Raw genomic sequence first — 24,417 nt, 5'->3', positions numbered from 1 at the left:
TCCGGGTTCCATTCCGGGGCATCTCAAATATTTTGCACTTACCCGTCAGTTGCCATTGATGCGTCCGGACGAGGGCGGGTGCGCTGATCTGCGGAGAAGCCTCGCAGCTCGCATCAAGCCGGTACGTAGCGGCGCGTACGCCCCGGCGCTCGGGTCAACTCCGCGCGCCGGGGCGCCTGTTGCGCAGGGCGCACAGCGTCGCCCAGGGGAAGCCGTCGAGGGCCTCGGGAACGCAGCCCGACCGGAACCCCAAGTCTCAATAAGCGCGCGCCACGAGGGCGACGTTACCGGGTGTCTCATCGGCGTCCGGCACCGCCCCGTCCTCCGTGACCAGACACCGTACGGTCACGCCGTGCTCGGCGAGCCGGGCCTCGCCGTCGGGGCCGAGCGCGGCCCACGGCAGACGCGCCCACCCACCGGCGGCGGCCGCCTCCACGGCCTCGTCCACGCCGGTGACCTCACTCGTACGGGACTCCCGGCGCTCCCGGGCCCGGGCCAGGAGCAGCTCCTGGTCCTCCTCCAGGACGGCGGGCAGCAGCGCGGCGAGGGCGTCGAGAGCCACCGGCCGCTTGCCGCCCGCGATGCGGCGCACGAGCATCGCGGTGCCGCCCGCCACGTCGCGCGGGCCGATCTCCACGCGCACCGGCACGCCCTTGAGCTCCCAGTCGACCGCGCGCCGCCCGAAGGGCGTGTCCGTACGGTCGTCGACCTGGACGCGCACGCCCGCCGCCGTCAGCCGCTCGCCCACCTCGCGGACCTTGGCAAGCACGGCCTCGTCGTCCTTCACCGCCAGCACGACGACCTGCACGGGCGCGAGGCGCGGCGGCACGCACAGGCCGTCGTCGTCGCCGTGCATCATCACCAGGGCACCGACCAGACGCGTCGTGGAACCCCAGGAGGTCTGCCAGACCAGCTCCTGCGTGCCGTCCTTGGACAGGTACTGGGTGTGGAAGGCGCGCGCGAAGTTCTGGCCGAGTTCGTGGCTGGTGCCGAGCTGGAGGGCCTTGCCGTCGCCCATCATCCCTTCGAGCGTCAGGGTGTTGACGGCCCCGGCGAAGCGCTCCTTGGCGGTCTTGCGGCCGAGCACGAAGTCCATCGCGAGGAAGTCCCGCATGAAGGCGCCGTAGACGTCCCGGTGGATCCGGGCGGCGAAGTCCCGCGCGTCCTCGTACGTCGCGTGCGCGGTGTGCCCCTCCTGCCACAGGAACTCCGAGGTGCGCAGGAAGAGCCGGGGGCGCAGCTCCCAACGGACCACGTTGGCCCACTGGTTGATCAACAGGGGCAGATCGCGGTAGCTCTGCACCCACTTGGAGAAGTACTCGTTGACGATGGTCTCCGAGGTGGGCCGGACCACGACCGGCTCCTCCAGCTCCTTGCCGCCGCCGTGCGTGACGACGGCGAGCTCCGGCGCGAAGCCCTCGACGTGCTCGGCCTCCCGCGTCAGATACGACTGCGGGATGAACAGCGGGAAGTACGCGTTCTGCGCACCGGTGCGCTTGATGCGCGCGTCCATCTCCTGCTGCATGCGCTCCCACAGGCCGTAGCCGTAGGGACGGATGACCATGGTGCCGCGCACCGGGCCGTTGTCGGCCAGCTCGGCCTTGCTGACCACGTCCTGGTACCAGCGGGGGAAATCGTCCGCGCGGGGCGTGAGTACGGGTGCCTTTGCCATGGCGCGCATGGTACGTCCGAGCCGTCTGAAGGGTCCGGAAATATCGCTCCGCCGGGGCGCACGACGGGGGCACGCAAGCATTGCCTGACAACCCCTGGACGCCACGACGGAAGCGGAGTTCCCTGGCATACGGGGGAGAGCGAACGCACGTCATGGGGGCGGACGCATCGTAAGGAATCAGCTGGACAACTCTCGGCGGATTGGGGCGCTTTCGATGACACCTACGCTCGTGCACCCACACCCCTCGCGCGCGGGTGCACCCCCACGTGTGGACCGGTGCGCACGCGCGCGTGACTGGGCGGAGATCCAGGAGAGGATGCTGGTCCCCCTCGTGGACGCGGTGTACCGGCGGCTCGAAGTGGGCTCCGGCACCCGCCTGCTCGACCTGGGCTGCGGCTCCGGGCTCGCCCTGCTGATGGCGGCCTCGCGCGGCGCCGCGGTGACCGGCGTCGAGCCCTCGGCGCCCGAACGGCTCGCGCTGGCCCGCGAACGGCTCACACCGGACGGCCCCTTCGCCGCGCACGCCGGCACACGCCTCCTGGAGGGCTCCCCCGAGGCCGCCACGCCGGACGCGCCCGCGTACACCCTGGTGACCGCGTTCCAGCCGATCGGCTGCACGGCGGGCGACGCCGACGGCCTGTCGGCCCTGCTCGACGTCGCGGCGCCGCTCGCCGAGCGCGGCGCGCCGGTGGTCCTGGTGGGCTGGGGCCCGCCGGAGCGCTGCACGACCTCGTCGGTGCTCCGGGTGGCGACGAAGCTCGCCGACCCGCTGCGCGGCGCCGGCGGCTGGCGCCCGGCCCGCCGGGACGATCTGGAGGACGTCGCCCAGCGAGCGGGTCTCAGGCCCGACGGCTCGGGCCGCGTGGCCTGCCCCTTCGGCTACGCGGACACCGAAAGCGCGGTCCGCGGGCTGCTGTCCACGGGCCTGTTCGACGCGGCGGTCGGCGCGACGGACCAGGCACAGGTCGACAAGGAGCTGACCGAGGCCCTGCACCCGCACCAGCGCCGCGACGGCACCATATGGATGCCGAACGTGTTCCGCTACCTCATCGCCCGAACGCCCTAACGGCCCTCCCCGTAGAACACGATTGCCGCTACCGCCCTCTTCGTAGGACCCGTACGCCGATATCCGCCCCTGTGGCCTCAGCCTTCCTTCGTGAGCCGGGTGATCCCGGCCACCCGGTAGGCGTCCGCCTCCTCCAGGGTCTCGTTCTCCATCAGGGCGTCGGCCAGGGCGTCCAACTGGCCACGGTGGTCACGCAGTTGACGGCAGGCACTCTCGTAGCACTCGTCCACGATGCGCCGCATCTCGCCGTCGATGGTGTCGAGGGTCTCCGGGGCGGCCGCGAGGCCGTACGCCTGCTGGGCGTCGTTCGGCAGGGCCGACAGGCGGCCGACGCGCTCGCTCATGCCCCAGCGCGCGACCATCCCGCGCGCGATGTTGGTGACCTGCTCCAGGTCGTTCTCGGCGCCCGTGGTGATGACCCCGTAGACGACGTGTTCGGCCGCCATGCCGCCGAGCGCGCCGATGATGCGGCCGCGCAGATACTCCTCCGTGTACGCGTACCTGTCGGCGTCCGGAGTGGAGAGCGTGACGCCGAGGGCACGGCCGCGCGGCACGATGGTGATCTTGCGGACGGGGTCGGCGCCCGGCTGCAGCATGCCGAGGAGGGCGTGGCCGCTCTCGTGGTACGCCGTGCGGCGCCGCTCCTCGTCCGGCATGACCAGCGGCCGCTCGGCCCCCAGCTGGACCTTCTCCAGGGCCTCGGAGAGGTCGGCCTGGGTGACGGCGGACTGCTTGCGCTTCACCGCGAGGAGGGCCGCCTCGTTGGCGAGGTTCGCGAGGTCCGCGCCGGTCATCCCCGGCGTGGTGCGCGCCACCTGGGCCAGGTCGACGTCGGCCGCCATCGGGATCGCCCGCGTATGGATCTTGAGGATGGCCTCGCGGCCGCCCCGGTCGGGCGGCGAGACGTTCACGATCCGGTCGAAGCGGCCGGGGCGTGTCAGGGCCGGATCCAGGATGTCGGCGCGGTTCGTGGCCGCGATGACGATGACGCCCTCCGAGCCGGAGAAGCCGTCCATCTCGGTGAGGATCTGGTTGAGCGTCTGCTCGCGCTCGTCGTGGCCGCCCATGCCGCTGCCGCCGCCGCGCGCACGGCCGATGGTGTCGATCTCGTCGATGAAGATGATCGCGGGCGCGACCTTGCGGGCCTCCGCGAACAGCTCCCGCACCCGCGAGGCGCCGACGCCCACGATCATCTCGATGAACTCGGAGGCCGACGCCGAGAAGAACGGCACCCCCGCCTCGCCCGCCACCGCCCGCGCGAGGAGCGTCTTGCCCGTGCCCGGAGGTCCCGCGAGCAGCACGCCGCCGGGCATCCGGGCGCCCATCTTCCGGTACTCCTCGGGGTTCCGCAGGAAGTCGACGACGTCGTTCAGCTCGCCCTCGACCTCGTCGATGCCCGCGACGTCCTCGAACGTGGTCCGCTTCTTGCCCGGCTCCAGCTCCACCGGCTTCGGCGGCTGCTTGCGCCCGAGCATCCCGCCCGCACCGCCCATGCCGGACGCCATCCGCCGCGCGATGAAGATCCACAGCACCACCAGGAGCAGCATCGGCGCCAGCGAGATCAGCAGGTTCGACAGGAAGCTGCGCTCCTGCACCACCGGCTCGGCCGTGACCGTGACCTTGTTCTTGGTCAGGTCCTCCCACAGCTTGTCGTCCGCGAACGCGGGCCGCTGGGTCTTGAACTTCGTGTAGTTCCCGTCGCCGTCCGGGTCCTTCTGCTCCTTCTTGAGCTGCCCCTGGATCGCGTCGCCCTTGGAGTAGAGCTTCGACACGTTGCCGTCGTCGACCTGCTTGCTGAATTCGGTGTACGAGATGGTCGGCTCGTCGCCCTCGTTGAAGAAGGAGAGGACGATATTGGCGATCAGGTACACGATCAGGGCCGTGAGGATGAGCCCCATCCAGCCGCCGGGCATCTTCCGCTTGGGCGGCGGTGCGGGCGGGGGCTCCGGAGCGCCCTCGGAGCGCCAGGGCTGCTCGGGCTTCTGGCGCGGCGGCACGGGGTTGCTCATAAGCGGACGTTACGTCACAAAGCAACCACCGGCACCCGCCCGTACGACGTCTGGGGCGCCCCCTCACACGAGGAAGCGCCCCAGATGCCGTACGAAGTGAGCCCCGCCGCGCGGCGGGCCGCCCGGGCTCAGCCCATGAACTTCTTGAACTCGTCCGGCAGCTCGAAGTCCTTGCCGCCCTGCCCGGCCGGCAGGCCGAACGCGCCGCCCGCGCCGGCCTCCTCGGCCGCGGCACGCCGAGCGGCGGCGTCCTCCTCCTGCTGCTTGCGCTTCATCGGGTTGCCCGAGCGCTGCTTGCCCTTGGCCTGCTTCTGCTTCTTCTTCTGCCGACCGGGGCCGCCGCCCATGCCCGGCATCCCGGGCATCCCCGGCATGCCGCCGCCCTGAGCCATGCGGGACATCATCTTGCGGGCCTCGAAGAACCGCTCGACCAGGTTCTTCACGGCGCTGACCTCGACGCCGGAACCCTTGGCGATACGGGCGCGGCGCGAGCCGTTGATGACCGTCGGGTCCTGGCGCTCGCCCGGCGTCATCGACTTGATGATCGCGGCCGTGCGGTCCACGTCCCGCTCGTCCAGGTTGTTGATCTGGTCCTTGATCTGCCCCATGCCGGGCAGCATGCCGAGCAGCTTGCTGATGCTGCCCATCTTCCTGACCTGCTCCATCTGCGCCAGGAAGTCATCGAGCGTGAAGTCCTGGCCCTTCTTGGAGGCCAGCTTGGAGGCCATCTTCTCGGCCTCTTGCTGCGAGAAGGTCTGCTCGGCCTTCTCGATCAGCGTGAGCATGTCGCCCATGCCGAGGATGCGGGACGCCATGCGGTCCGGGTGGAACGCGTCGAAGTCGTCCAGCTTCTCGCCGTTCGACGCGAACATGATCTGGCGGCCGGTGACGTGCGCGATCGACAGGGCCGCACCACCGCGGGCGTCACCGTCGAGCTTGGAGAGCACCACGCCGTCGAAGCCGACGCCGTCGCGGAACGCCTCGGCCGTGTTGACCGCGTCCTGACCGATCATGGCGTCGACGACGAACAGGACCTCGTCCGGGCTGACCGCGTCGCGGATGTCCGCGGCCTGCTGCATCAGCTCCTGGTCGATGCCGAGGCGGCCCGCGGTGTCGACGATGACGACGTCGAACTGCTTGGTCCTGGCGTACTCGATGGAGTCCTTGGCGACCTGCACCGGGTCGCCGACGCCGTTGCCCGGCTGCGGCGCGTAGACGCCGACGCCCGCGCGCTCGGCCACGACGCTGAGCTGGTTCACGGCGTTCGGGCGCTGGAGGTCACAGGCCACGAGCAGCGGCGAGTGGCCCTGCGACTTCAGCCAGCGGCCGAGCTTTCCGGCGAGGGTGGTCTTACCGGCACCCTGAAGACCGGCGAGCATGATGACCGTCGGCGCGGTCTTGGCGAAGCGCAGACGACGGGTCTCGCCGCCGAGGATCGCGACCAGTTCCTCGTTGACGATCTTGATGACCTGCTGGGCGGGGTTCAGGGCCTGGGAGACCTCGACCCCGGCCGCGCGCTCCTTCACCTGCTTGATGAAGGCGCGGACGACAGGGAGCGCCACGTCGGCTTCCAGCAGGGCGATACGGATCTCGCGCGCCGTGGCGTCGATGTCCGCCTCGCTCAGACGTCCTTTGCTCCGGAGAGACTTGAAGGTCGCTGAAAGGCGATCGGAGAGAGTATCGAACACGGCGGAGTCGGTCCTCAGGGTCGGCGATGGTAAGCGTTGCACCCCAGGGTATCTGGCCCGGCAAGCCGAGCGTCCCTGCCTGCCGTCAGCCGACCGGCGAGAACCCGGGGGCCGGGGGCGTCCGGCGGACCGCCTCAGCCCCGCAGGGCCGCCTCCACCCCCCGCGCCACCTCGGCCGCCCGCTCCCCCGCCAGCGGCCCCCCGTCGGCCCCGGTGACGTAGAACGCGTCCACGGCGTTCGCCCCGAGGGTCGACACATGGGCGCTGCGCACCCGTACCCCGGCCGCCTCCAGGGCGAGGCCGATCCGGTGCAGCAGGCCAGGCGCGTCCTGGGCCCGGACCTCGATGACCGTGGCACGCCGTGAGCCCGCCGACGCGACGGCGACGCGCGGCGGCGGCGCGAGCACCCCGCGCCGCCGGGGGTGGGCCGCGTCCCGTTCCGCGAGGCGCCCGGCGATGTCCAGGGAGCCGTCGAGGGCCCGTACGAGGTCGGAGCGGAGCCGGGCGGCCTGCGGCAGGGAGCCGTACTCGGCGGCCACCCGCCAGTCGAGCAGCAGCACCGAACCCCCGACCTCCGAGGGCAGTTCGAGGACGCGCAGCTCGGCCGTGCGGACGGTCAGGCGGTGGGTGGCGAGCACCCCGGCGGCGGCCGCGAGGATCCCCGGCCGCTCCGGCACGGCGATGAGCAGTTCCACGCCGAGGCCCTCGGCGGGCTCCTCCGGGGCCGGTCCCGCCCGGGTGCGCAGCGACAGGACGGGCCCGCCGGTGCGGAACGCCTCCAGGGCGAGCCGCTCCTGCTCGGCGGACGCGGGCGGCTCCGGGCGCTCGACCGGCTCGTTCCCGGCGAGGACCGCGCCGACGCGGCGGACGAGGTCCGTGACCAGGCAGCCGCGCCAGGAGGACCAGGCGGCGGGCCCGGTGGCCAGGGCGTCGGCCTCGGTGAGCGCGTGCAGCAGCTCCAGGGTGCCCTGGGTCCCGACGGCCTCGGCCACGGTCTTCACGGTGGCGGGGTCGTCGAGGTCGCGCCGGGTCGCGGTCTCGACGAGGAGCAGATGGTGGCGTACGAGGCGGGCGAGCACGGCGGCGTCGGTGGAGTCGAAGCCGATCCGGGTCGCCACGTCACGGGCGATGATCTCCCCGGCGACGGAGTGGTCGCCGGGCCAGCCCTTGCCGATGTCGTGCAGGAGCCCGGCCATGAGGAGCAGGTCGGGCCGTCCGACGCGGCGGGTGAGCGCGGAGGCCCGTACGGCCGTCTCGACGAGGTGGCGGTCCACGGTCCAGGTGTGCACGGCGTTGCGCTGCGGCCTGCACCGCACCCGCTCCCAGTCGGGCAGGAGCCGGGTGATCAGGCCTTCGGCCTCCAGGGCCTCCCACACCTGAACGGTGGGTCGCCCGGCGCCGAGCAGGGTGACGAGCTGTTCGCGGGCCTCCGCGGGCCAGGGCGTGGGCAGCGGCCTGGCCGTGGCGGCCAGGTGGCGCACGGCGTGCAGGGACAGCGGCAGGCCCGCCTGGGCGGCGGCCGCGGCGGCGCGCAGCGGCAGGACGGGGTCCCGCTCGGGGCGCGCGGCCCGGGCGAGGACGACCTCGCCGTCCTGCTCGACGACGCCCTCGGCGAGCGGTGAGCGCTCGGCGGCGGTGGTCCGCGCGCCGCCGAGGAGGCCGCGAAGGCGCGGCCGGGCGCCGCGGGCGCGCAGGACGCGGGAGACCTCGCGCCAGGTGACGTCACCGGCGTAGGAGAGGGTGCGGGCCGCCTCGTAGACCTGCCGCAGCAGGGTGTCGGCGTCCAGGAGGCCCAGTTCGGCGGCGACCTGGTCCTGCTCCTGGAGGGCGAGCCGGTCGGTGGCGCGGCCGGTGGTCAGGTGCAGTGCGTCGCGTACGTCGAGCAGGGCGCGGCGCGCGTCGGCGAGGCCTTCGCGGGGCGCGTCGGCGAGCCAGGAGGCGGCGACGGCGCGCAGGGCGGTGGCGTCCCTGAGGCCGCCGCGCGCCTCTTTCAGGTCGGGTTCGAGAAGGTGGCTCAACTCGCCCTGTCGCTCGGCCCGTTCGGCGCACAGCTCGCGCAGCTCCGGGAGCCGTTTGGGCGCCTGGTTGCGCCAGTCGGCGAGGACGGTGGCGCGCAGCGCGGTGGTGAGGCCGAGGTCGCCCGCGACGTGCCGGGCGTCGAGGAGGCCGAGCTGGACCTTGAGGTCGTCGGCGGCCGTCGCGCGGGCCTCGGCGGGGGTGCGTACGGAGTGGTCGAGGGAGAGGCCGAGGTCCCACACCGGGTACCAGATGCGGTCGGCGAGGGCCGCGAGGGCGCCGGGCCCGGCGCTGCCGTCGTGCAGGAGCAGCAGGTCGAGGTCGCTGCGCGGGGACAGCTCGCCGCGGCCGTAGCCGCCGACGGCGACGAGGGCGGCGCCGCGCGGCGCCCCGAGGTCGGCGGCGCCCGCGGCGAACAGACCGCTGAGCCAGCCGTCGGTGAGCTCGGCGAGGGCGGAACGGCGCGGCGGCCCGGACCGCGCCTCCTGGTGCAGGAGGCGGAGCCGGGCCGCCGCGTAGCCGCTAGGACCGGAGTCCTCGGCTTCGGTTCGTACGTCCACACTCGTCACCCGGCGGCTCCTGTTCTCCACGGTCCCACGGTCTCCAGGGCGGTTACGGCACGTCGTCCGGGCGCCCGTGACGCGGCGCCCGGGGGTCACACGGCGTCGGGGCCGCGCTCCCCGGTCCGGACGCGGACGGCGGTCTCGACGGGCAGCGTCCACACCTTGCCGTCGCCGATCTTGCCGGTGCGGGCTGCCTTCACGATGACGTCGACGAGCTGCTCGGCGTCGTCGTCCTCGACGAGGACCTCGATGCGGATCTTGGGTACGAGGTCGACGGTGTACTCGGCGCCGCGGTAGACCTCGGTGTGTCCGCGCTGGCGTCCGTAGCCGCTGGCCTCGGTGACGGTCAGGCCCTGGACGCCGAAGGCCTGGAGGGCTTCCTTGATCTCGTCGAGCCGGTGCGGCTTGACGACCGCGGTGATGAGCTTCATGCGTCCACCTTCTTGGTCTTCTGCTTGGCCGCGGAGGAGGCGGCGGACTGCGGCTGGGGGCCCGGCACGGCGGTCGTGGTGCGCGGCGCCGTGCCGCCGCCCGCGCCGCTGAAGTCGTACGCCGTCTCGGCGTGCTGGACCTGGTCGATGCCGCCGACCTCCTCGTCCTCGCCGACGCGCATGCCGATCGTCTTGTCGATGAGGAGGGCGAGCACGGCGGAGGCGAGGAAGGAGTACGCGAGGACGGCGCCGACGCCCGCCGCCTGCTTGCCGAGCTGGTCGAGGTTACCGCCGTAGAAGAGGCCCTTCGCGTCGGACTGGCCGCCGCCGGTGGCGAAGAGGCCGACGAGGAGGGAGCCCGCGATGCCGCCGACGAGGTGGACGCCGACGACGTCGAGGGAGTCGTCGTAGCCGAACCGGAACTTCAGGCCGACGGCCATGGCGCACAGCAGTCCGGCGACGGCGCCGATGGCGAGGGCGCCGAGCGGGGAGCAGGAGCCGCCTGACGGGGTGATGGCGACGAGGCCCGCGACGGCTCCGGAGGCGGCGCCGAGCGTGGTGAACGCGCCGTGCCGCAGCTTCTCGTAGACGAGCCAGGAGAGCATGGCGGCGGCCGTGGCGACCTGGGTGTTGAGGAACATCAGCGCGCCGACGCCGTCGTCGTTGCCGAGCCAGGACCCGGCGTTGAAGCCGAACCAGCCGAACCACAGCAGGCCCGCGCCGAGCATCACGAGCGGCAGGCTGTGCGGCCGCATGGGGTCCTTCTTGAAGCCGACGCGCTTGCCGATGACGAGGATGACGCCGAGTGCGGCGGCGCCCGCGTTGATGTGGACGGCGGTGCCGCCCGCGAAGTCGATCACGCCGAGTTCGAAGGCCCAGCCGCCGGTGCCCCACACCCAGTGGGCGACGGGGAAGTACACGATCGTGGCCCACAGCGTGACGAACAGGGCCCAGGCGGTGAACTTCACGCGGTCCGCGAGGGCGCCGCTGATCAGCGCGGGCGTGATGATCGCGAACATGAGCTGGAAGACCGCGAAGACGTAGACGGGGACGGTGTAGCCGTCCCACAGCTGGGTGAGGCCGATGTTGCCGAGGCCGACGTAGTCGGAGTCCCAGGCGATGAGGCTGCCGTGGTCGGTGCCGAAGGCGAGGGAGAAGCCGTAGAGCACCCACAGGACGGTGACGATCCCCAGGCTGATGAAGCTCATCATCAGCATGTTCAGGGTGCTCTTGACGCGGACCATGCCTCCGTAGAAGAAGGCGAGACCCGGCGTCATGAGCATCACCAGGGCGGAGCAGATGAGCATGAACCCGGTGTTGGCGGCAGACAGCTCCGGGGCGTCTGCGGCAAGCGTGATGCCTGGGGGCATCGCAGTCTCCTCGTCGTCGGATACGGCCCGTGCGGGCTGCGGCCTCGGCGGAGCGAGGACGGTGGGCCGGTTATGCGGCACGAGGTTGGCGCAGCGCGGTTTCGGCCAGTGCCGCTCGATGTTTCGCACCAGTGACGAAGAGGTCGTACGTGTTACGCGTGCATGAATTCGACGGTGCGGACAGGGGTGCGGACATATCCTCCCGAACCGCGGCGGCCCCGGAAGGGCGCGCACGGCGGGAAGCAGCCAACCGGCCGCGGCGCCATCCGGATGACCTGGCGTGAGGGAGCCGAGTCGGGCTGTTCGGGATGGGCTGCCGCGGCCGGAGTCCTGGGGCGTCGGGCCCGGGGGCCCTGGAGGGGTCGGCGGGGGTCTCGGGCCGTCAGACGGCCTCCGCGGTTTCCGGCATCTCCTGGGCGAGCTGCTCGGTGAAGTGGACGACCTCCGGGACGTCGCCGAAGTCCCGCACCGCGTTGTCCACGGTCTTGCGCAGCCGGGTGTTGACCCGCTCGGAGCGCACCTTCTTGGCGATGCGCAGGGTGTCCCTGGCGAGCAGCATGCTCTGCTCGGGCTCCTTCTGGAGCAGGTGGACGGTAGCCATGCCGATGAGGTTCAGCGCGTACGACCGCTGGTGCTCGGGGTCCTTGCCGAAGAGCTCGACGGCGCGCTCCATGACGGGCTCGGAGAGGGAGGCGTAGGTCGGGCTGCGGCCCGCCACATAGGCGAGGTCGCGGAAGGAGTGGGCGTTCTCGCCGTTGAGCTCGGCTTCGGAGAAGAAGCGGATCCAGTCCGGCTCGGGCTCGTCCCAGTCGTCCGCGTCGGTGAAGGTGTCCTCGGCCATGCGCACCGCCCGTTTGCAGCGGCCGGGCTGGCCCATGCCCGCGTAGGCGCGGGCCTCCATCGCATACAGCATCGCCTGGGTGCGCGGGCTCGCGCAGTCGCGGCTGCCGTACTGGGCGAGGTGGATGAGCTCCAGGGCGTCGTCGGGGCGGCCGAGGTGGATCATCTGGCGGCTCATGCTGGAGAGGATGTACGAGCCGAGCGGCTTCTCGCCCGCTTCCTTGGCGGCGTGCAGCGCGAGGACGAAGTACTTCTGGGCGGTGGGCTGGAGCCCCACGTCGTAGCTCATCCAGCCCGCGAGCTCGGCCAGTTCACCGGCGACCTTGAACAGGCGCTTGGCGGTGGACTCGGGCTGGGGCTCCTGGAGCAGGTCGGTCACCTCGTGCAGCTGGCCGACGACGGCCTTGCGGCGCAGGCCGCCGCCGCACTGGGCGTCCCACTGGCGGAACATCACCGTGGTGGATTCGAGCAGGTCCAGCTCCGGCCCGGAGAGGCGGCCGGGGCGCCGGCCGGGGAACTGCTGGGGCTCGGCCTCCGCCACCACCTGGGCGGTGGAGGGCCCCGGCACCAGCCAGCGCTGCATGGGCTCGATCAGGGCCGGGCCCGCGGACAGGGCGAGCGAGGTGCCGAGGAAGCCGCGCCGGGCCAGCATCAGGTCGCTGCGGCTGAACTCGCTGATCAGCGCGACCGTCTGCGGTCCCGTCCAGGGCAGGTCGACGCCGGAGACCGAGGGCGACTGGTGGGCGGCGCGCAGGCCGAGGTCCTCGACGGCGACGACGCAGCCGAAGCGCTCCGAGAACAGCTCGGAGAGGATGCGCGGGATGGGCTCGCGCGGATTCTCCCCGTCGAGCCAGCGCCGGACGCGCGAGGTGTCCGTGGAGATGTGGTGCGCGCCCAACTGCCGCGCTCTGCGGTTCACTTGGCGCGCCAGCTCGCCCTTCGACCAGCCGCTGCGCACGAACCAGGAGCTGAGCATCTCATTCGGGCGCTTCTCGGCGTTCGCACCGCCACCGCTACTGCCGCCCACTGGAACGCCCCCATCCCTCAAGACACTTGTACGCGGTCCTCGGTCAAGCCCTAACAGAATGCCGCGTGCTGCGGCCGCCCGTCCGGAGAATGTCACCCATCGAACGGGAAGCCGACTTGCCTCCGGCATACCCGCGAGCGCGCTCCGCTCCCGACTCCATGCACTGAAAGTAATCCTACGATCACCCCTCCGGCGAGGGCGATCCCGGAAACGCCACCATTCGCCACCCCTTCGAATGAACTCCCGGCCCGCCGCACGCGATTCACTTGACACAGAACAACCGAGAGTCGGCGGAACGGAGCACACGGGGGCGCAGGATGCGGGGCACACCACCCCCGAATCCCCCGAGCGCCGTGAGCACTTGACGGCGGAAGTCGGCGAAAGTCAGCGAAAGTCGGCTTGAGACGTCCAAACAGCGACGCCCGGCGACTCTCAAGACGGCTCAACACAGCTTAAGACAGGCTCAAGACAGAGCGTCACGATCCGATTCCGTCACGTAACCACGGCGCACTCGACCCGTTGGAGGGGGCATGGGCTTCACGATCGGCGGCATCCGGGGGACCAAAGAGCCCCGTTCCGGTGACCGCGGGACAACCGACCGCGGGACGAAGGACACGGGACTCCGCGGGGCGAAGGACGCGGGCGAAACGGCCCGGGCGGCGGGCGACCGGGAGCCCGGCCGCGCGAAGGAGCCCAAGGAGCCGCGCGCCGCGTCACGGCGGCGGGGGCGCGCCGCCGCGTCCGACTGCACCGCGGTGGCCGAGTACACGGGCCTGTGGGGCTGGGCCGTGGTGCCGGGGGCGCGCGCCCAGGACGGCCACTGCTCCTGCGGCGCCGCCGGCTGCCCGGCCCCCGGCGCACACCCGCTCGACTTCGCGCCGGAGGTCCCGGCGGGCGCCACGCTCGACGAAGTGACCGACGCCTGGGGGCAGTTCCCCGGGGCGGCCGTGATGCTGCCGGTCGGCCGCGCGTTCGACGTCATCGAGGTCGCGGAGACCGCGGGGCGCCACGCCCTGGTGCGCCTGGAGCGGATGGGCCTCCCGCTCGGCCCGGTGGCGGCCACGCCCGACGGCCGCACGCACTTCCTCGTCGCCCCCGGCGCCGCCGCCGAACTCCCCCAGCTGCTCTACCGCATGGGCTGGGACGACGCGGCTCTCGACCTGCACGGACTCGGCCCCGGCAGCCACATCACCGCGCCGCCGTCCGACCGCGGGGGCCTGGGCCCGGTGCGCTGGCTGCGCGCGCCCGACCCGGACTCCGCGACGAGCCCCCCGCACGCCCGTCTGGTCCTCGGCACGCTGGCGTACGTGGCCCACCGCTCACCGGCGTAGCGCCCGCACACACGCGGGGGCGCACCACCCGCGCGCGGGACGCCCCACACGGAAGGGCCCCGCCCCGGCTGCACCCCGGGGTGGGGCCCTTCTCTTGGTCTGGCGCGGTGCGGGAGTGCCCAAAGGGGCGCGGGGCTGTGTCGATGTGCGGCTCCGCCGCGCGGGCGCACCCAGCCACGACGCACCCGCAGACAAGCGACGGCAAGGCGCCGCAGAACCAGCGGAGCGCTCAGTCGCCGATCAGCGCGTCGACGAAGGCCTCGGGCTCGAACGGCGCCAGGTCGTCGGCGCCCTCGCCCAGGCCCACCAGCTTGACCGGCACGCCCAGCTCGCGCTGGACGGCGACGACGATGCCGCCCTTGGCGGTGCCGTCGAGCTTGGTGAGGACGATGCCGGTGATGTCCACGACCTCGGCGAAGACCCGGGCCTGCACCAGGCCGTTCTGGCCGGTGGTGGCGTCCAGGACGAGCAGCACCTCGTCGAGCGGCGCGTGCTTCTCGACGACGCGCTTGACCTTGCCGAGCTCGTCCATCAGGCCGGTCTTGGTGTGCAGGCGCCCCGCGGTGTCGATGAGCACGACGTCGGCGCCCTCGGCGATGCCCTCCTTGACGGCGTCGAAGGCGATGGAGGCCGGGTCGCCGCCCTCGGGCCCGCGCACGGTGCGCGCGCCCACGCGGTCGCCCCAGGTCTGGAGCTGGTCGGCGGCGGCGGCACGGAAGGTGTCGGCGGCGCCGAGGACGACCGAACGGCCGTCGGCGACGAGGACGCGGGCGAGCTTGCCGGTGGTGGTGGTCTTGCCGGTGCCGTTCACACCGACGACCATCACGATGCCCGGGGTCTCCAGGCCGGACTCGGTCTTCACGGCGCGGTCGAAGTCCGTGCCGACGAGCTGCAGGAGCTCCTCGCGCAGCAGGGCGCGCAGCTCCTCCGGGGTGCGGGTGCCGAGCACCTTCACGCGCGCGCGCAGCCGCTCGACCAGCTCCTGGGTGGGGGCGACGCCGACGTCGGCGGTGAGGAGGGTGTCCTCGATCTCCTCCCAGGTGTCCTCGTCGAGGTGCTCGCGCGAGAGCAGGGTCAGCAGGCCCTTGCCGAGCGCGTTCTGCGAGCGGGACAGGCGGGTGCGCAGCCGGACCAGGCGGCCCGCGGTGGGCTCCGGGGTCTCGATCTCCGGAGCTTCGGGGGCCGCGGGAGCCTCGGGCTCCTCGACCACGACGGGGGCGGACGCCGACGGCTCGGCGACCGGCAGGTCCACCTCCTCGATGGTGCGGCGCGGCTCGTCGCGCGGCGTCTCGGCCTCGTCGCCGACGTGCGGCTCGGCCGGGGGTGCGGTGATGGTGGGCGTGCTCGACGGGGCCTGGGACGGCGGCAGCTGCTTCTTCTTGCGGCTGCCGACGACGAGCCCGCCGATCGCGCCGACCACGACCACGGCGATGACTACAGCGAGGATGAGGATTTCCATAACCCACCCAGTATCAGTCATGGCCCGTCGACGGGCCCCCCTTGTGTCTTCCTCCAAAAGACATAGGCCACTAGCCGGGATTACTCGGACTAAAGTACGATGGAAGAGGCTGCGTCAACGCGCGTAGAGTCCCATCCGAAGAAAACCCCCACCGGCTGCGACAACGTCGACGCAGGCCGAGCGAGAGGCACGGAACTCCCCCTCATGAGCACCACCGCCGAAACCGCCGAACACGAAGGCGCCCTGGAGACCAGGGGTCTGGAGCCGGTCCCCGACTCCGAGCGCCACGGCCGGACCCGCGAGCTGTTCCCCACCTGGGTCGCCGCCAACATCAGCGTTCTGCTGCTCACCATGGGCGCGGGCCTCATCGTCTCGAACGACCTGAACTTCTGGCAGGTCCTGGTCGTCGCGCTCGTCTCGCCCGTCCTGAGCTACGGCCTGGTGGGCCTGGTCTCCATCGCGGGCAAGCGCGGCGGCTCGCCGGGCATGACCCTCTCGCGCGCGGTCTTCGGCCAGCGCGGCAACCTCTTCCCCGGCTCGCTCATCTGGGTCGCCCGCTGGGGCTGGGAGACGATCAACGCGGTCACGGGCGCGTACGCGATCCTCACCGTGCTCGACATCTGCTTCGGCGTGAAGGCGAACACGGCCCTGAAGGTCATCACGCTGCTCGCCTTCGTCGCCGCCACGTTCCTCATCTCGGGCCTCGGCCGCAAGGTCCTGCACGTGTGCAGCCAGTGGTCGACGTACCTCTTCGGCGCGTTCAGCGTCCTGGTCCTCGTCTACCTCCTGAAGAACACCGACTGGTCCCAGGTCTTCGACAAGCCCGCGGGCTCCACGGCGATGATGATCGCGGGCATCGGCACCATCGCCGCGGGCGGCATCAGCTGGGTCCCCACCGGCCCGGACTTCACCCGCTATCTGCCGCGCACGGCGCCGAGCAAGCCGCTGGTCGGCCACGCCGTCGGCGGCGCCGCCATCGTCGTCGTGCCGATGGTCCTCATGGGTGCCGTCATGGCCGTCTCCACGCCGAGCCTGTCCTCCGCGCAGGACCCGGTCGCCTTCCTCGGCGACCTGCTGCCGACCTGGATCGCCGTGCCGTACCTGATCATGGCCCTGATCGGCATGCTCCTGATCAACTCGATGTCGATGTACTCGGCGGGCTTCACCGCGATGACCCTCGGCATCAAGGTCCCGCGCGCATGGGCCGTCAGCGTGAACGCCGTCATCAGCCTGATCTTCGGCTACCTCCTGATGAACGTGGCGACGAGCTTCATGGGCTCGTTCATCTCCTTCCTCACCCTGCTCGCGGTCGCGTTCTCCGCCTGGATCGGCGTCTTCGGCATCGACATGCTGCGCCGCAAGACGTACGACGGCGAGGGCCTGATGGACACCACGCGCACCAGCGTCTACTGGTACAAGGCGGGCTTCGCCTGGCAGGCCATGGCCGCCTGGGCCGTGGCGCTCGTCGTGGGTCTGCTCTTCACCAAGGTCGACTGGTTCAGCGGCCCGCTGGCCACGTCCTGGATCGGGCGCAACGGCCTCGGCTGGCTGGTCACGATCCTGGTCGCCGCGGCGCTGTACGCGGTCCTGCCGCGCCAGCCGCTCCCCGAGAGCGACACGAAGGCCCCGGCCGCCGAGGCCGAGCCGGTCGCCGCCAAGGCGTGATCCCCCGAGGCCGCCCCGGACGGCGGACCGACCGCCGCCCGGCCCTGTTCATCTGACACTACGTCAGCTAGCGTCCCCCTTCACCGGGGCCCGCCGCTTCGGCGGGCCCCGGTGAAGGGGGACGTCGCGCATGCCCGTCACAGTCGTCCGCTTCAACCTCGTCGACCCGGCGTCGCGGGAGCTCGGCGCGCGCTACCGGGCCGCCGTGGAGATGGCCGCGTACGCCGACGACCGCGGCGTCACCACCGTCCAGACCGAGGAGCACCACGGCGCCGCCAACAACTGGCTGCCCTCGCCGTTCGTCTTCGCGGGCGCGGTGTTCGGCGCGACCCGGCGCGTCCTGGTGACCGTCTCGGCCGCCATCGGGCCGCTGTACGACCCGCTGCGGCTCGCCGAGGACATCGCCGTGCTCGACCTGCTCAGCGGCGGGCGCCTGGTCACGGTGGCGGGCATCGGCTACCGGCCCGAGGAGTACGCGGCCCTCGGCGTCGACTGGGCACGGCGCGGCGCGCTCCAGGACGAGCTCCTGGAGACCCTCCTGAAGGCCTGGACCGGCGAGGAGTTCACCTTCCGCGGCCGCGGCGTGCGCGTCACCCCGCGCCCGGGCACCCGGCCCCACCCGCTGCTCCTGGTGGGCGGCTCGTCCCGGGCGGCGGCGCGCCGCGCGGCCCGGCTCGGCCTGCCCTTCTTCCCGAGCGCGCACCTGCCGGACCTGGAGGCGTACTACCGGCGCAAGCTCGCGGAGTACGGCACCGAGGGCTGGACCACGATGCCCGCCGCCGAGACCCCGCTGCTGCACCTGGCCGAGGACCCGGACCGCGCCTGGGCGGCGTACGGCACCCACTTCCTGCACGAGGCGCGCGCCTACGCCTCCTGGCAGTCCGGCGGCGTCCGCTCGGCGGTGCGGTCCGCGGCCACGACGGTCGAGGAGCTGCGCGCGGAGGGCGTGTACCGGATCCTCACGCCGGACGAGTGCGTGGCGCACGCGGCGGGCGGCGCGCCGAGCCTCGTACTGCATCCGCTGGCCGGCGGGATGCCGGTGGACGAGGGCTGGCGCAGCCTGCGTCTGTTCGGTGAACGCGTACTGCCCCGGCTCAAGGACGTCGGGTCCTTGAGCCGGGGCAGCTTTCCGCAGGAGGAGGGGGCAGCGGGGTCTTAGCCCATCTCCTCCAGGGTCTTGCCCTTCGTCTCCTTGACGAACTTCAGGACGAAGGGGATCGAGAGGGCCGCGAAGGCGCCGTAGATGACGTACGAGCCGGACAGGGACCACTCGGACATGCTCGGGAAGGTCTTGGTGATCGCGAAGTTGGCGAGCCACTGGGCGGAGGCGGCCACACCCAGACCGGCGGCGCGGATGCGGTTGGGGAAGATCTCGCCGAGGAGCACCCAGACCACCACGCCCCAGGAGAAGGCGAAGAAGAGCACGAAGGCGTTGGCGGCGATGATCGCGACCAGACCCTGCGCGTGCGGCAGCGAGACGTCGTCACCGGAACCGCTGCGGTACGAGAACGCCCACGCCATCGTGAACAGCGCCGCCGCCATGCCCGCGGAGCCGATCAGGGCGAGCGGCTTGCGGCCGATGCGGTCGACCAGGACCATCGCGATCACCGTGCCGACGATGTTCACGATCGAGGTCTCGAAGGAGTACAGGAACGAGCTGGACGGGTCCTTGCCGATCGACTGCCACAGCTGGTTCGAGTAGTAGAAGATCACGTTGATGCCGACGAGCTGCTGGAAGACCGAGAGCCCGATGCCGATCCAGATGATCGGCAGGAAGCCGCCCCTGCCGCCGAGCAGGTCCTTGAACGTGGACTTGTGCTCGCGGTCCATGCCCAGCTTGATCTGCGCGATGCGCTGGTCCAGGTTGACGTCCTTGCCCTCGACGTCGGCGAGCACCTCGCGGGCCTCGGCGTCGCGGCCCACGGAGATCAGGAAGCGCGGCGACTCGGGGATCGCCAGGGACAGCAGGCCGTAGAGGACCGCCGGGACGACCATGACGCCGAGCATCCACTGCCAGGCCTCCAGACCGGCGAGCTTGCCGCGCTGGTCGCCGTCGGCCATGTTCAGGATGCCCCAGTTGACCAGCTGCGACACGGCGATGCCGATGACGATGGCGGCCTGCTGGAAGGAGGCGAGACGGCCCCGGTAGGCGGGCGGCGCGACCTCGGCGATGTAGGCCGGGCCGATCACGGAGGCCATGCCGATGCCGATGCCGCCGATGAGGCGCCACACCGTCAGGTCCCAGGCGGCGAACGGCAGGGCCGAGCCGACGGCGCTGGCGGCGAAGAGGACCGCGGCGATCTGCATGACCCGGATGCGGCCGATCCGGTCCGCGACGCGGCCGGCGACGGCGGCACCGACGGCGCAGCCGAGCAGCGCGGTGGCGATGATCCAGCCGAGCAGGTTGGCGTCCACGTCGAACCGGTGCTGAATGGCGACGGTGGCGCCGTTGATCACCGAACTGTCGTAGCCGAACAGGAATCCGCCCATCGCGGCTGCCGCCGTGATGAAGATGACATGGCCGAGATGGTCCGGGTGGGCCTCCCGGGCCCGTGGTGTCGGCGGCTGCGCTGTGCTGGTCACGTGTACTCCTCGGGCCACCGGCGTCGCTGCCGGGGTGGGGGCGAGCACTTCAAGTGGCGCACAACTTCACGCCGCCCACCACCTGAAGGTAAAAGCAACGTTGCAGAGACTATGCCTTCAAGTTTCGAAGTCAATAGTTCGTTAACAACCAGTTGAATCATCACTGGTCACACCTTGACTTCAAGAGTTGAAGCGAAATGAAGTTGATCAAGAAGAGGCCCGGCGCGGGCCTCGGGGCGCTCCGGGCGCGCGGCTCAGCGCAGCCGCTGGCTGATCACCTTGGACACGCCGTCGCCCTGCATCGAGACGCCGTACAGCGCGTCCGCGACCTCCATCGTGCGCTTCTGGTGCGTGATCACGATGAGCTGCGAGGCCTCCTGGAGCTCCTCCATGATGCGGATGAGCCGCTGGAGGTTGGTGTCGTCGAGCGCCGCCTCCACCTCGTCCATCACATAGAACGGGCTGGGCCGGGCCTTGAAGATCGACACGAGCAGCGCCACGGCCGTAAGGGACCGCTCGCCGCCGGAGAGCAGCGAGAGCCGCTTGACCTTCTTGCCGGGCGGGCGGGCCTCGACGTCGACGCCCGTGGCGAGCATGTTGTCGGGATCGGTCAGGATCAGCCGTCCCTCGCCACCCGGGAAGAGCCTGCTGAAGACCCCCTCGAACTCCCGGGCCGTGTCCCGGTAGGCCTCGGTGAAGACCTGCTCGACGCGCTCGTCGACCTCCTTCACCACCTGGAGGAGATCGGCGCGGGTCTTCTTCAGGTCCTCCAGCTGCTCGGAGAGGAACTTGTGCCGCTCCTCCAAGGCCGCGAACTCCTCGAGGGCGAGCGGATTGACCTTCCCCAACTGCTGGTACGCCCGTTCGGCTGACCTCAGCCGCTTCTCCTGCTCGGCACGGGCGTAGGGCCGCGGCTGGTTGCGAGGGTGCGCCGGGTCCTCGGGCAGCTCCTCGCCCTCGGCGGCGGGCGAGGGCGGCACGAGCTGATCGGGCCCGTACTCGGCCACGAGCCCCGCCGGTTCCACACCGAGCTCCTCCAGCGCCTTGGTCTCCAGCTGCTCGATCCGCAGCCGCTTCTCCGCGCCGAGTACCTCGCCCCGGTGAACCGAATCCGTCAGTTTGTCGAGCTCCGCCTTGAGATCGCGCCCCCGGTTCCGCGCGGCGGCGAGGTCCCGCTCGCGCACCTCCCTGGCCCGCTCGGCCGCCGCCCGCTCCTGGTCGGCCCGGGCCAGGGACACCTCGACGTGCGCGAGCAGCTGGCGGGCGCCGGACGCGACGGCCCCGGCGACCGCGGCCTCGTGCCGCAGCCTGGCCCGGTGCCGCTCCGCACGCGCGCGTGCCTCACGCTCGGCGCGGGCGGCCCGGTCAAGGGATTCGGCGCGCCCGGCGAGCCCCTTGACCCGCTCCTCGTGCGTACGGACCTGGAGGCGGGCCTCCATCTCGGTCTGCCGCGCGTTGGCGCCGTCGGCGGCGAGCCGGTCGCGCACCCCGGTGTCCGGCTCCTCGTCCGCCGGCATCTCCTCGGCCACGGCGAGCCGTTCGGCCAGCTCCTCGACGTCGAGCCGCGCCTTCTCCAGGGCGTCCTGGGCCTTGGCGGCGGCCGCGGCGGACCGCTCGGCCTCACCGGCGGCACCCCGAGACTGGCCCGCGAGGCTGCCGAGCCGCTGGGCGACGGCGGACTTCTCCCGGTCGGCGGCGCGCCGCCGCTCCCCCAGCTCCTCCACGAGCGCGGCGCACTCCCGGCGCCGCTCGTCGGCGGCCCGCTGCTCCTGGGCCAACTCCGTGCAGCGTCCGCCGAGTTCCTCCAGTTCGGCGGCGGCCTCGTCCACCGAGGCCTGCACTTCGAGGAGGCTGGGCGCGCCCGCGGACCCGCCCTGCGCGAAGTGCGCCCCGAGCAGATCGCCCTCCGCGGTGACGGCGGTCAGCTCCGGGTGCGCGTACACCAGGTCCTCGGCGTCCTCCAGGGTGCCGACGACGACGATCCCGCGCAGCAGCCGCCGCACGGCGGGCAGCAGTTCGGCGGGGCCGCGCACGAGGTCGGCGGCACGGGGCGGCCCGTCGCCCACGGCCTCGGGGGCGGCCTCCTCGGTGTCGGCGGCCCCCGCGAGCAGCAGTGCGGCGCGGCCCGCGTCCTGCTTGCGCAGCAGGCGGATCGCTTCTGCTGCGGACGCGGGCGTCGTGACGGCGATGGCGTCCGCCGCCGCGCCGAACGCCGCCGCCACCGGCACCTCGAAGCCCGGCGCGACGGAGAGGAGTTCGGCCGCGGGGCCGAGCAGACCGGTGAGCCGGTCCTCGGCGGCGAGCAGCGCGCCCGAGCCGTCCTTGCGGCGCAGGCCGAGCGCGAGCGCCTCGTGCCGGGCGGCGACGGCGGCCCGCTTCCGCTCCGCGGCGGTGGCCGCCTCCCGGGCCGCCGTCAGCGCGGCCTCGGCGTCGGCGAGCGCCCGGCGGGCCTCCTCGTGCCGCTCACCGAGCTCCGCGTCGCCCGCGTCGAGCCCGTCCACCTCGGCCTTGAGCTGCTCGTACTCCTCCTGCGCGGCGACGGCCCGCTCCTGTGCCTCGTCGCGCGCCACCGCGAGCCGGTCGATCTCGGCCTGCGCGGACGCGGCCCGCGAGCGCGCGGCATTGACCTGCCCGCCGAGCCGCGCGAGGCCCTCGCGCCGATCGGCGATCGCCCGCGCCACGTCCTTCAGTCGCCGCTCCTCGGCGGCGAGCTCCCGCTCCAGGTCGGCGCGGTGCCCGACGGTGTCGTCGAGGGCGTGCTGGGCGGCCTCCAGGGCGGCTTCCAGCTCGGCCTCCTGCTCGCGGACGCGGGCGGCCTCGCGCTCCATGTCCTCCGGGTCGCGGCCGCGCCGCTCCTCGGCGGGCGCGGCGGTGGCGCTGGTGACCCGGGCGTCGGCGAGCGAGACGGTGCCGCGCACCCGCTCGGCCAGCTGCGACAGCTCGTACCAGGTCTGCTGGGCGCGCTGGAGGCGCGGCGTGAGCTGCCGCACCTCGTCCTCGAGCCGGGCCTCGCGCGTCAGGGCGGCCTTCAGCTCCGCCTCGGCGGTGTCCCTGCGGGCCTTGAGCGCGGCCTCGTCGGCGACCTCGGTGTTCAGGGCCTCGCGCAGCCGCACCAGGTCGTCGGCGAGCAGCCGCAGGCGGGCGTCCCGCAGGTCGGCCTGGATGACGGCGGCGCGGCGCGCCACGGCCGCCTGCCGCCCGAGCGGCTTGAGCTGGCGGCGCAGTTCGTCGGTGAGGTCCTGCACCCGGGCGAGGTTGGCCTGCATCGCGTCCAGCTTCCGCAGCGCCTTCTCCTTGCGCTTGCGGTGCTTGAGGACGCCCGCGGCCTCCTCGATGAAGGCGCGGCGGCCCATGGGGTCGGCGTGCAGCACGGAGTCGAGCTGGCCCTGCCCGACGATGACGTGCATCTCGCGGCCGATGCCGGAGTCGGAGAGCAGCTCCTGGATGTCGAGCAGACGGCACGTATCGCCATTGATCTGGTACTCGCTGCCGCCGTTGCGGAACATGATCCGCGTGATGGTGACCTCGGCGTACTCGATGGGCAGCGCGCCGTCGGAGTTGTCGATGGTGAGGGAGACCTCGGCGCGGCCGAGCGGCGGGCGGCCCGTGGTGCCCGCGAAGATCACGTCCTCCATCTTGCCGCCGCGCAGCGACTTGGCGCCCTGCTCGCCCATGACCCAGCTCAGCGCGTCCACGACGTTGGACTTGCCGGATCCGTTGGGTCCGACGACGCAGGTGATGCCCGGCTCGAACTTCAGTGTCGTGGCGGACGCGAAGGACTTGAAGCCGCGCAGTGTCAGGGCCTTGAGGTGCACGCCGCTGGACTCTACCTTTCGCCGCGAGTTCACCGAGGGAACGTGCGGGCCGTTTCATGGAGGAAGGTGCAGGGCACATCAGAGTTAACGCGGGGCCTCGCACCGGGGTCCGAACGGCCAAGTCCAGGGCACGGCTTGACCGTTCGTCCGGAGCGGGACCGCTGGACCAAAGAAAGAAGGGACGCCGAAGCGTCCCTTGCAGATCTCTTGAGGCAGAGCTCTTGGGTCATGCGGTTGATACGGGCATCTTGGCCACGTCGCACCGGGCGTGCGACCGCTCCGCGATTCCCGCGTATGCGGTGATACGCGGGACTGCGTCACAGGTACGCGCGGAGTGCCGGGTGCCCGGGGTGGCGTGGGTCAGGTGAGCGCAGGCTCCGCCTGGGGTACGTCGATGCTCTCCAGGAGCGATTCGTGAGAAGCGGCAGCCGTCAGCGCGTCGTTCTCCGCCTGGATCCTGACCAGCTCGGATTCCAGGTCCTGGACGCGCTGCTGGAGCCGTCGCATCTCGGCGAGAAGTCGCGGGTCGCTGCCGCCGACGTAACCGAGAAGCGCCTTTGCCATGATGGATGGTCCTCCACACTGAGTGACCGACCGAATCGGTGTGGGTCGTGAGGGAATCGCACCCGCGGTGCTTGGCACTCTTCAGTTCTTGCTGGGTCTTACTTGGCCGTTCTCACATGCCAAACAGCGAGGATGCGCGGGGCTTCCAGCGTCTCACCAAAAAGTTTGACGGTCAACACGATCACACCCCGTATTGACGGGCAACCCGGTGGCGCACGGCGGTCGAACCCGCTGCGGCGCTTCTCCTTCGGGGCCCTGGGGGTGTGGAGATCATCCTTACCCGCGGAGCCTGCCACGGCAAGGGCTTCTTGGCAATCA

Annotated in this window: 15 protein-coding genes; 4 read left to right on the top strand and 11 right to left on the bottom strand. The window is 72.0% G+C overall.

From position 1 onward, the window contains the following. Nucleotides 1–256 precede the first annotated feature (256 nt). Entirely contained in the window at nt 257–1,672 is a 1,416-nt protein-coding gene (gene proS, locus CP982_RS29865) for a proline--tRNA ligase (protein WP_150513300.1), read from the bottom strand. 214 nt (nt 1,673–1,886) lie between these two features. On the opposite strand from proS, the gene CP982_RS29860 reads away from it, so the two are divergent. Continuing rightward, complete coding sequence (locus tag CP982_RS29860; protein WP_150513299.1) at nt 1,887–2,738, top strand: class I SAM-dependent methyltransferase; 852 nt, start codon at nt 1,887–1,889, stop codon at nt 2,736–2,738. A 77-nt stretch (nt 2,739–2,815) separates the two neighbouring features. On the opposite strand, the gene ftsH is transcribed toward CP982_RS29860, so the two are convergent. From ftsH to nsdA, 6 genes are all read right to left on the bottom strand, one after another. Next, nucleotides 2,816–4,747: an ATP-dependent zinc metalloprotease FtsH gene (gene ftsH, locus CP982_RS29855; RefSeq protein WP_150513298.1), complete on the bottom strand. Its 1,932-nt coding sequence runs from the start codon at nt 4,745–4,747 to the stop codon at nt 2,816–2,818. Nucleotides 4,748–4,875: 128 nt separating this feature from the next. Further along, the gene (gene ffh / locus CP982_RS29850) at nt 4,876–6,435 is read right to left on the bottom strand and encodes a signal recognition particle protein (protein ID WP_150513297.1); all 1,560 of its coding nucleotides are present in this window, start codon (nt 6,433–6,435) and stop codon (nt 4,876–4,878) included. 134 nt (nt 6,436–6,569) lie between these two features. Next, entirely contained in the window at nt 6,570–9,020 is a 2,451-nt protein-coding gene (locus tag CP982_RS29845; protein ID WP_150515769.1) for a [protein-PII] uridylyltransferase, read from the bottom strand. An 86-nt stretch (nt 9,021–9,106) separates the two neighbouring features. Next, entirely contained in the window at nt 9,107–9,445 is a 339-nt protein-coding gene (locus CP982_RS29840) for a P-II family nitrogen regulator (protein ID WP_150513296.1), read from the bottom strand. Then, the gene (locus tag CP982_RS29835; RefSeq protein ID WP_150513295.1) at nt 9,442–10,815 is read right to left on the bottom strand and encodes an ammonium transporter; all 1,374 of its coding nucleotides are present in this window, start codon (nt 10,813–10,815) and stop codon (nt 9,442–9,444) included. The genes CP982_RS29840 and CP982_RS29835 overlap by 4 nt, the downstream gene beginning before the upstream one ends. A gap of 382 nt (nt 10,816–11,197) precedes the next feature. After that, on the bottom strand, nt 11,198–12,682 hold the full coding sequence (gene nsdA, locus CP982_RS29830) for a transcriptional repressor NsdA (protein WP_150513294.1): 1,485 nt from the start codon (nt 12,680–12,682) through the stop codon (nt 11,198–11,200). Between the two features lie 530 nt (nt 12,683–13,212). On the opposite strand from nsdA, the gene CP982_RS29825 reads away from it, so the two are divergent. Next, entirely contained in the window at nt 13,213–14,013 is an 801-nt protein-coding gene (locus CP982_RS29825; RefSeq protein ID WP_229878448.1) for a bifunctional DNA primase/polymerase, read from the top strand. A 229-nt stretch (nt 14,014–14,242) separates the two neighbouring features. On the opposite strand, the gene ftsY is transcribed toward CP982_RS29825, so the two are convergent. Further along, nucleotides 14,243–15,472 carry a signal recognition particle-docking protein FtsY gene (gene ftsY, locus CP982_RS29820; protein ID WP_150513293.1) on the bottom strand — a complete coding sequence of 410 codons (1,230 nt, stop codon included), beginning with the start codon at nt 15,470–15,472 and terminating at the stop codon, nt 14,243–14,245. A gap of 204 nt (nt 15,473–15,676) precedes the next feature. Here ftsY and CP982_RS29815 point away from each other — a divergent pair, with 204 nt between their 5' ends. Continuing rightward, entirely contained in the window at nt 15,677–17,137 is a 1,461-nt protein-coding gene (locus CP982_RS29815; RefSeq protein WP_150513292.1) for a purine-cytosine permease family protein, read from the top strand. A 130-nt stretch (nt 17,138–17,267) separates the two neighbouring features. After that, nucleotides 17,268–18,296, top strand: a complete 1,029-nt coding sequence (locus CP982_RS29810; protein WP_150513291.1) for an LLM class flavin-dependent oxidoreductase — start codon at nt 17,268–17,270, stop codon at nt 18,294–18,296. Here CP982_RS29810 and CP982_RS29805 read toward each other — a convergent pair. From CP982_RS29805 to CP982_RS29795, 3 genes are all read right to left on the bottom strand, one after another. Next, nucleotides 18,293–19,720 carry a sugar porter family MFS transporter gene (locus CP982_RS29805; RefSeq protein ID WP_150513290.1) on the bottom strand — a complete coding sequence of 476 codons (1,428 nt, stop codon included), beginning with the start codon at nt 19,718–19,720 and terminating at the stop codon, nt 18,293–18,295. The genes CP982_RS29810 and CP982_RS29805 overlap by 4 nt on opposite strands. A gap of 254 nt (nt 19,721–19,974) precedes the next feature. Beyond that, nucleotides 19,975–23,535: a chromosome segregation protein SMC gene (gene smc / locus CP982_RS29800; protein WP_150513289.1), complete on the bottom strand. Its 3,561-nt coding sequence runs from the start codon at nt 23,533–23,535 to the stop codon at nt 19,975–19,977. 360 nt (nt 23,536–23,895) lie between these two features. Then, on the bottom strand, nt 23,896–24,099 hold the full coding sequence (locus tag CP982_RS29795; protein WP_030675993.1) for a hypothetical protein: 204 nt from the start codon (nt 24,097–24,099) through the stop codon (nt 23,896–23,898). Nucleotides 24,100–24,417: the final 318 nt, after the last annotated feature.

Origin of the sequence: Streptomyces spectabilis (genome assembly GCF_008704795.1) — a bacterium.
Classification (GTDB): domain Bacteria; phylum Actinomycetota; class Actinomycetes; order Streptomycetales; family Streptomycetaceae; genus Streptomyces; species Streptomyces spectabilis.
This window is presented reverse-complemented; position numbering and strand designations above follow the sequence as displayed.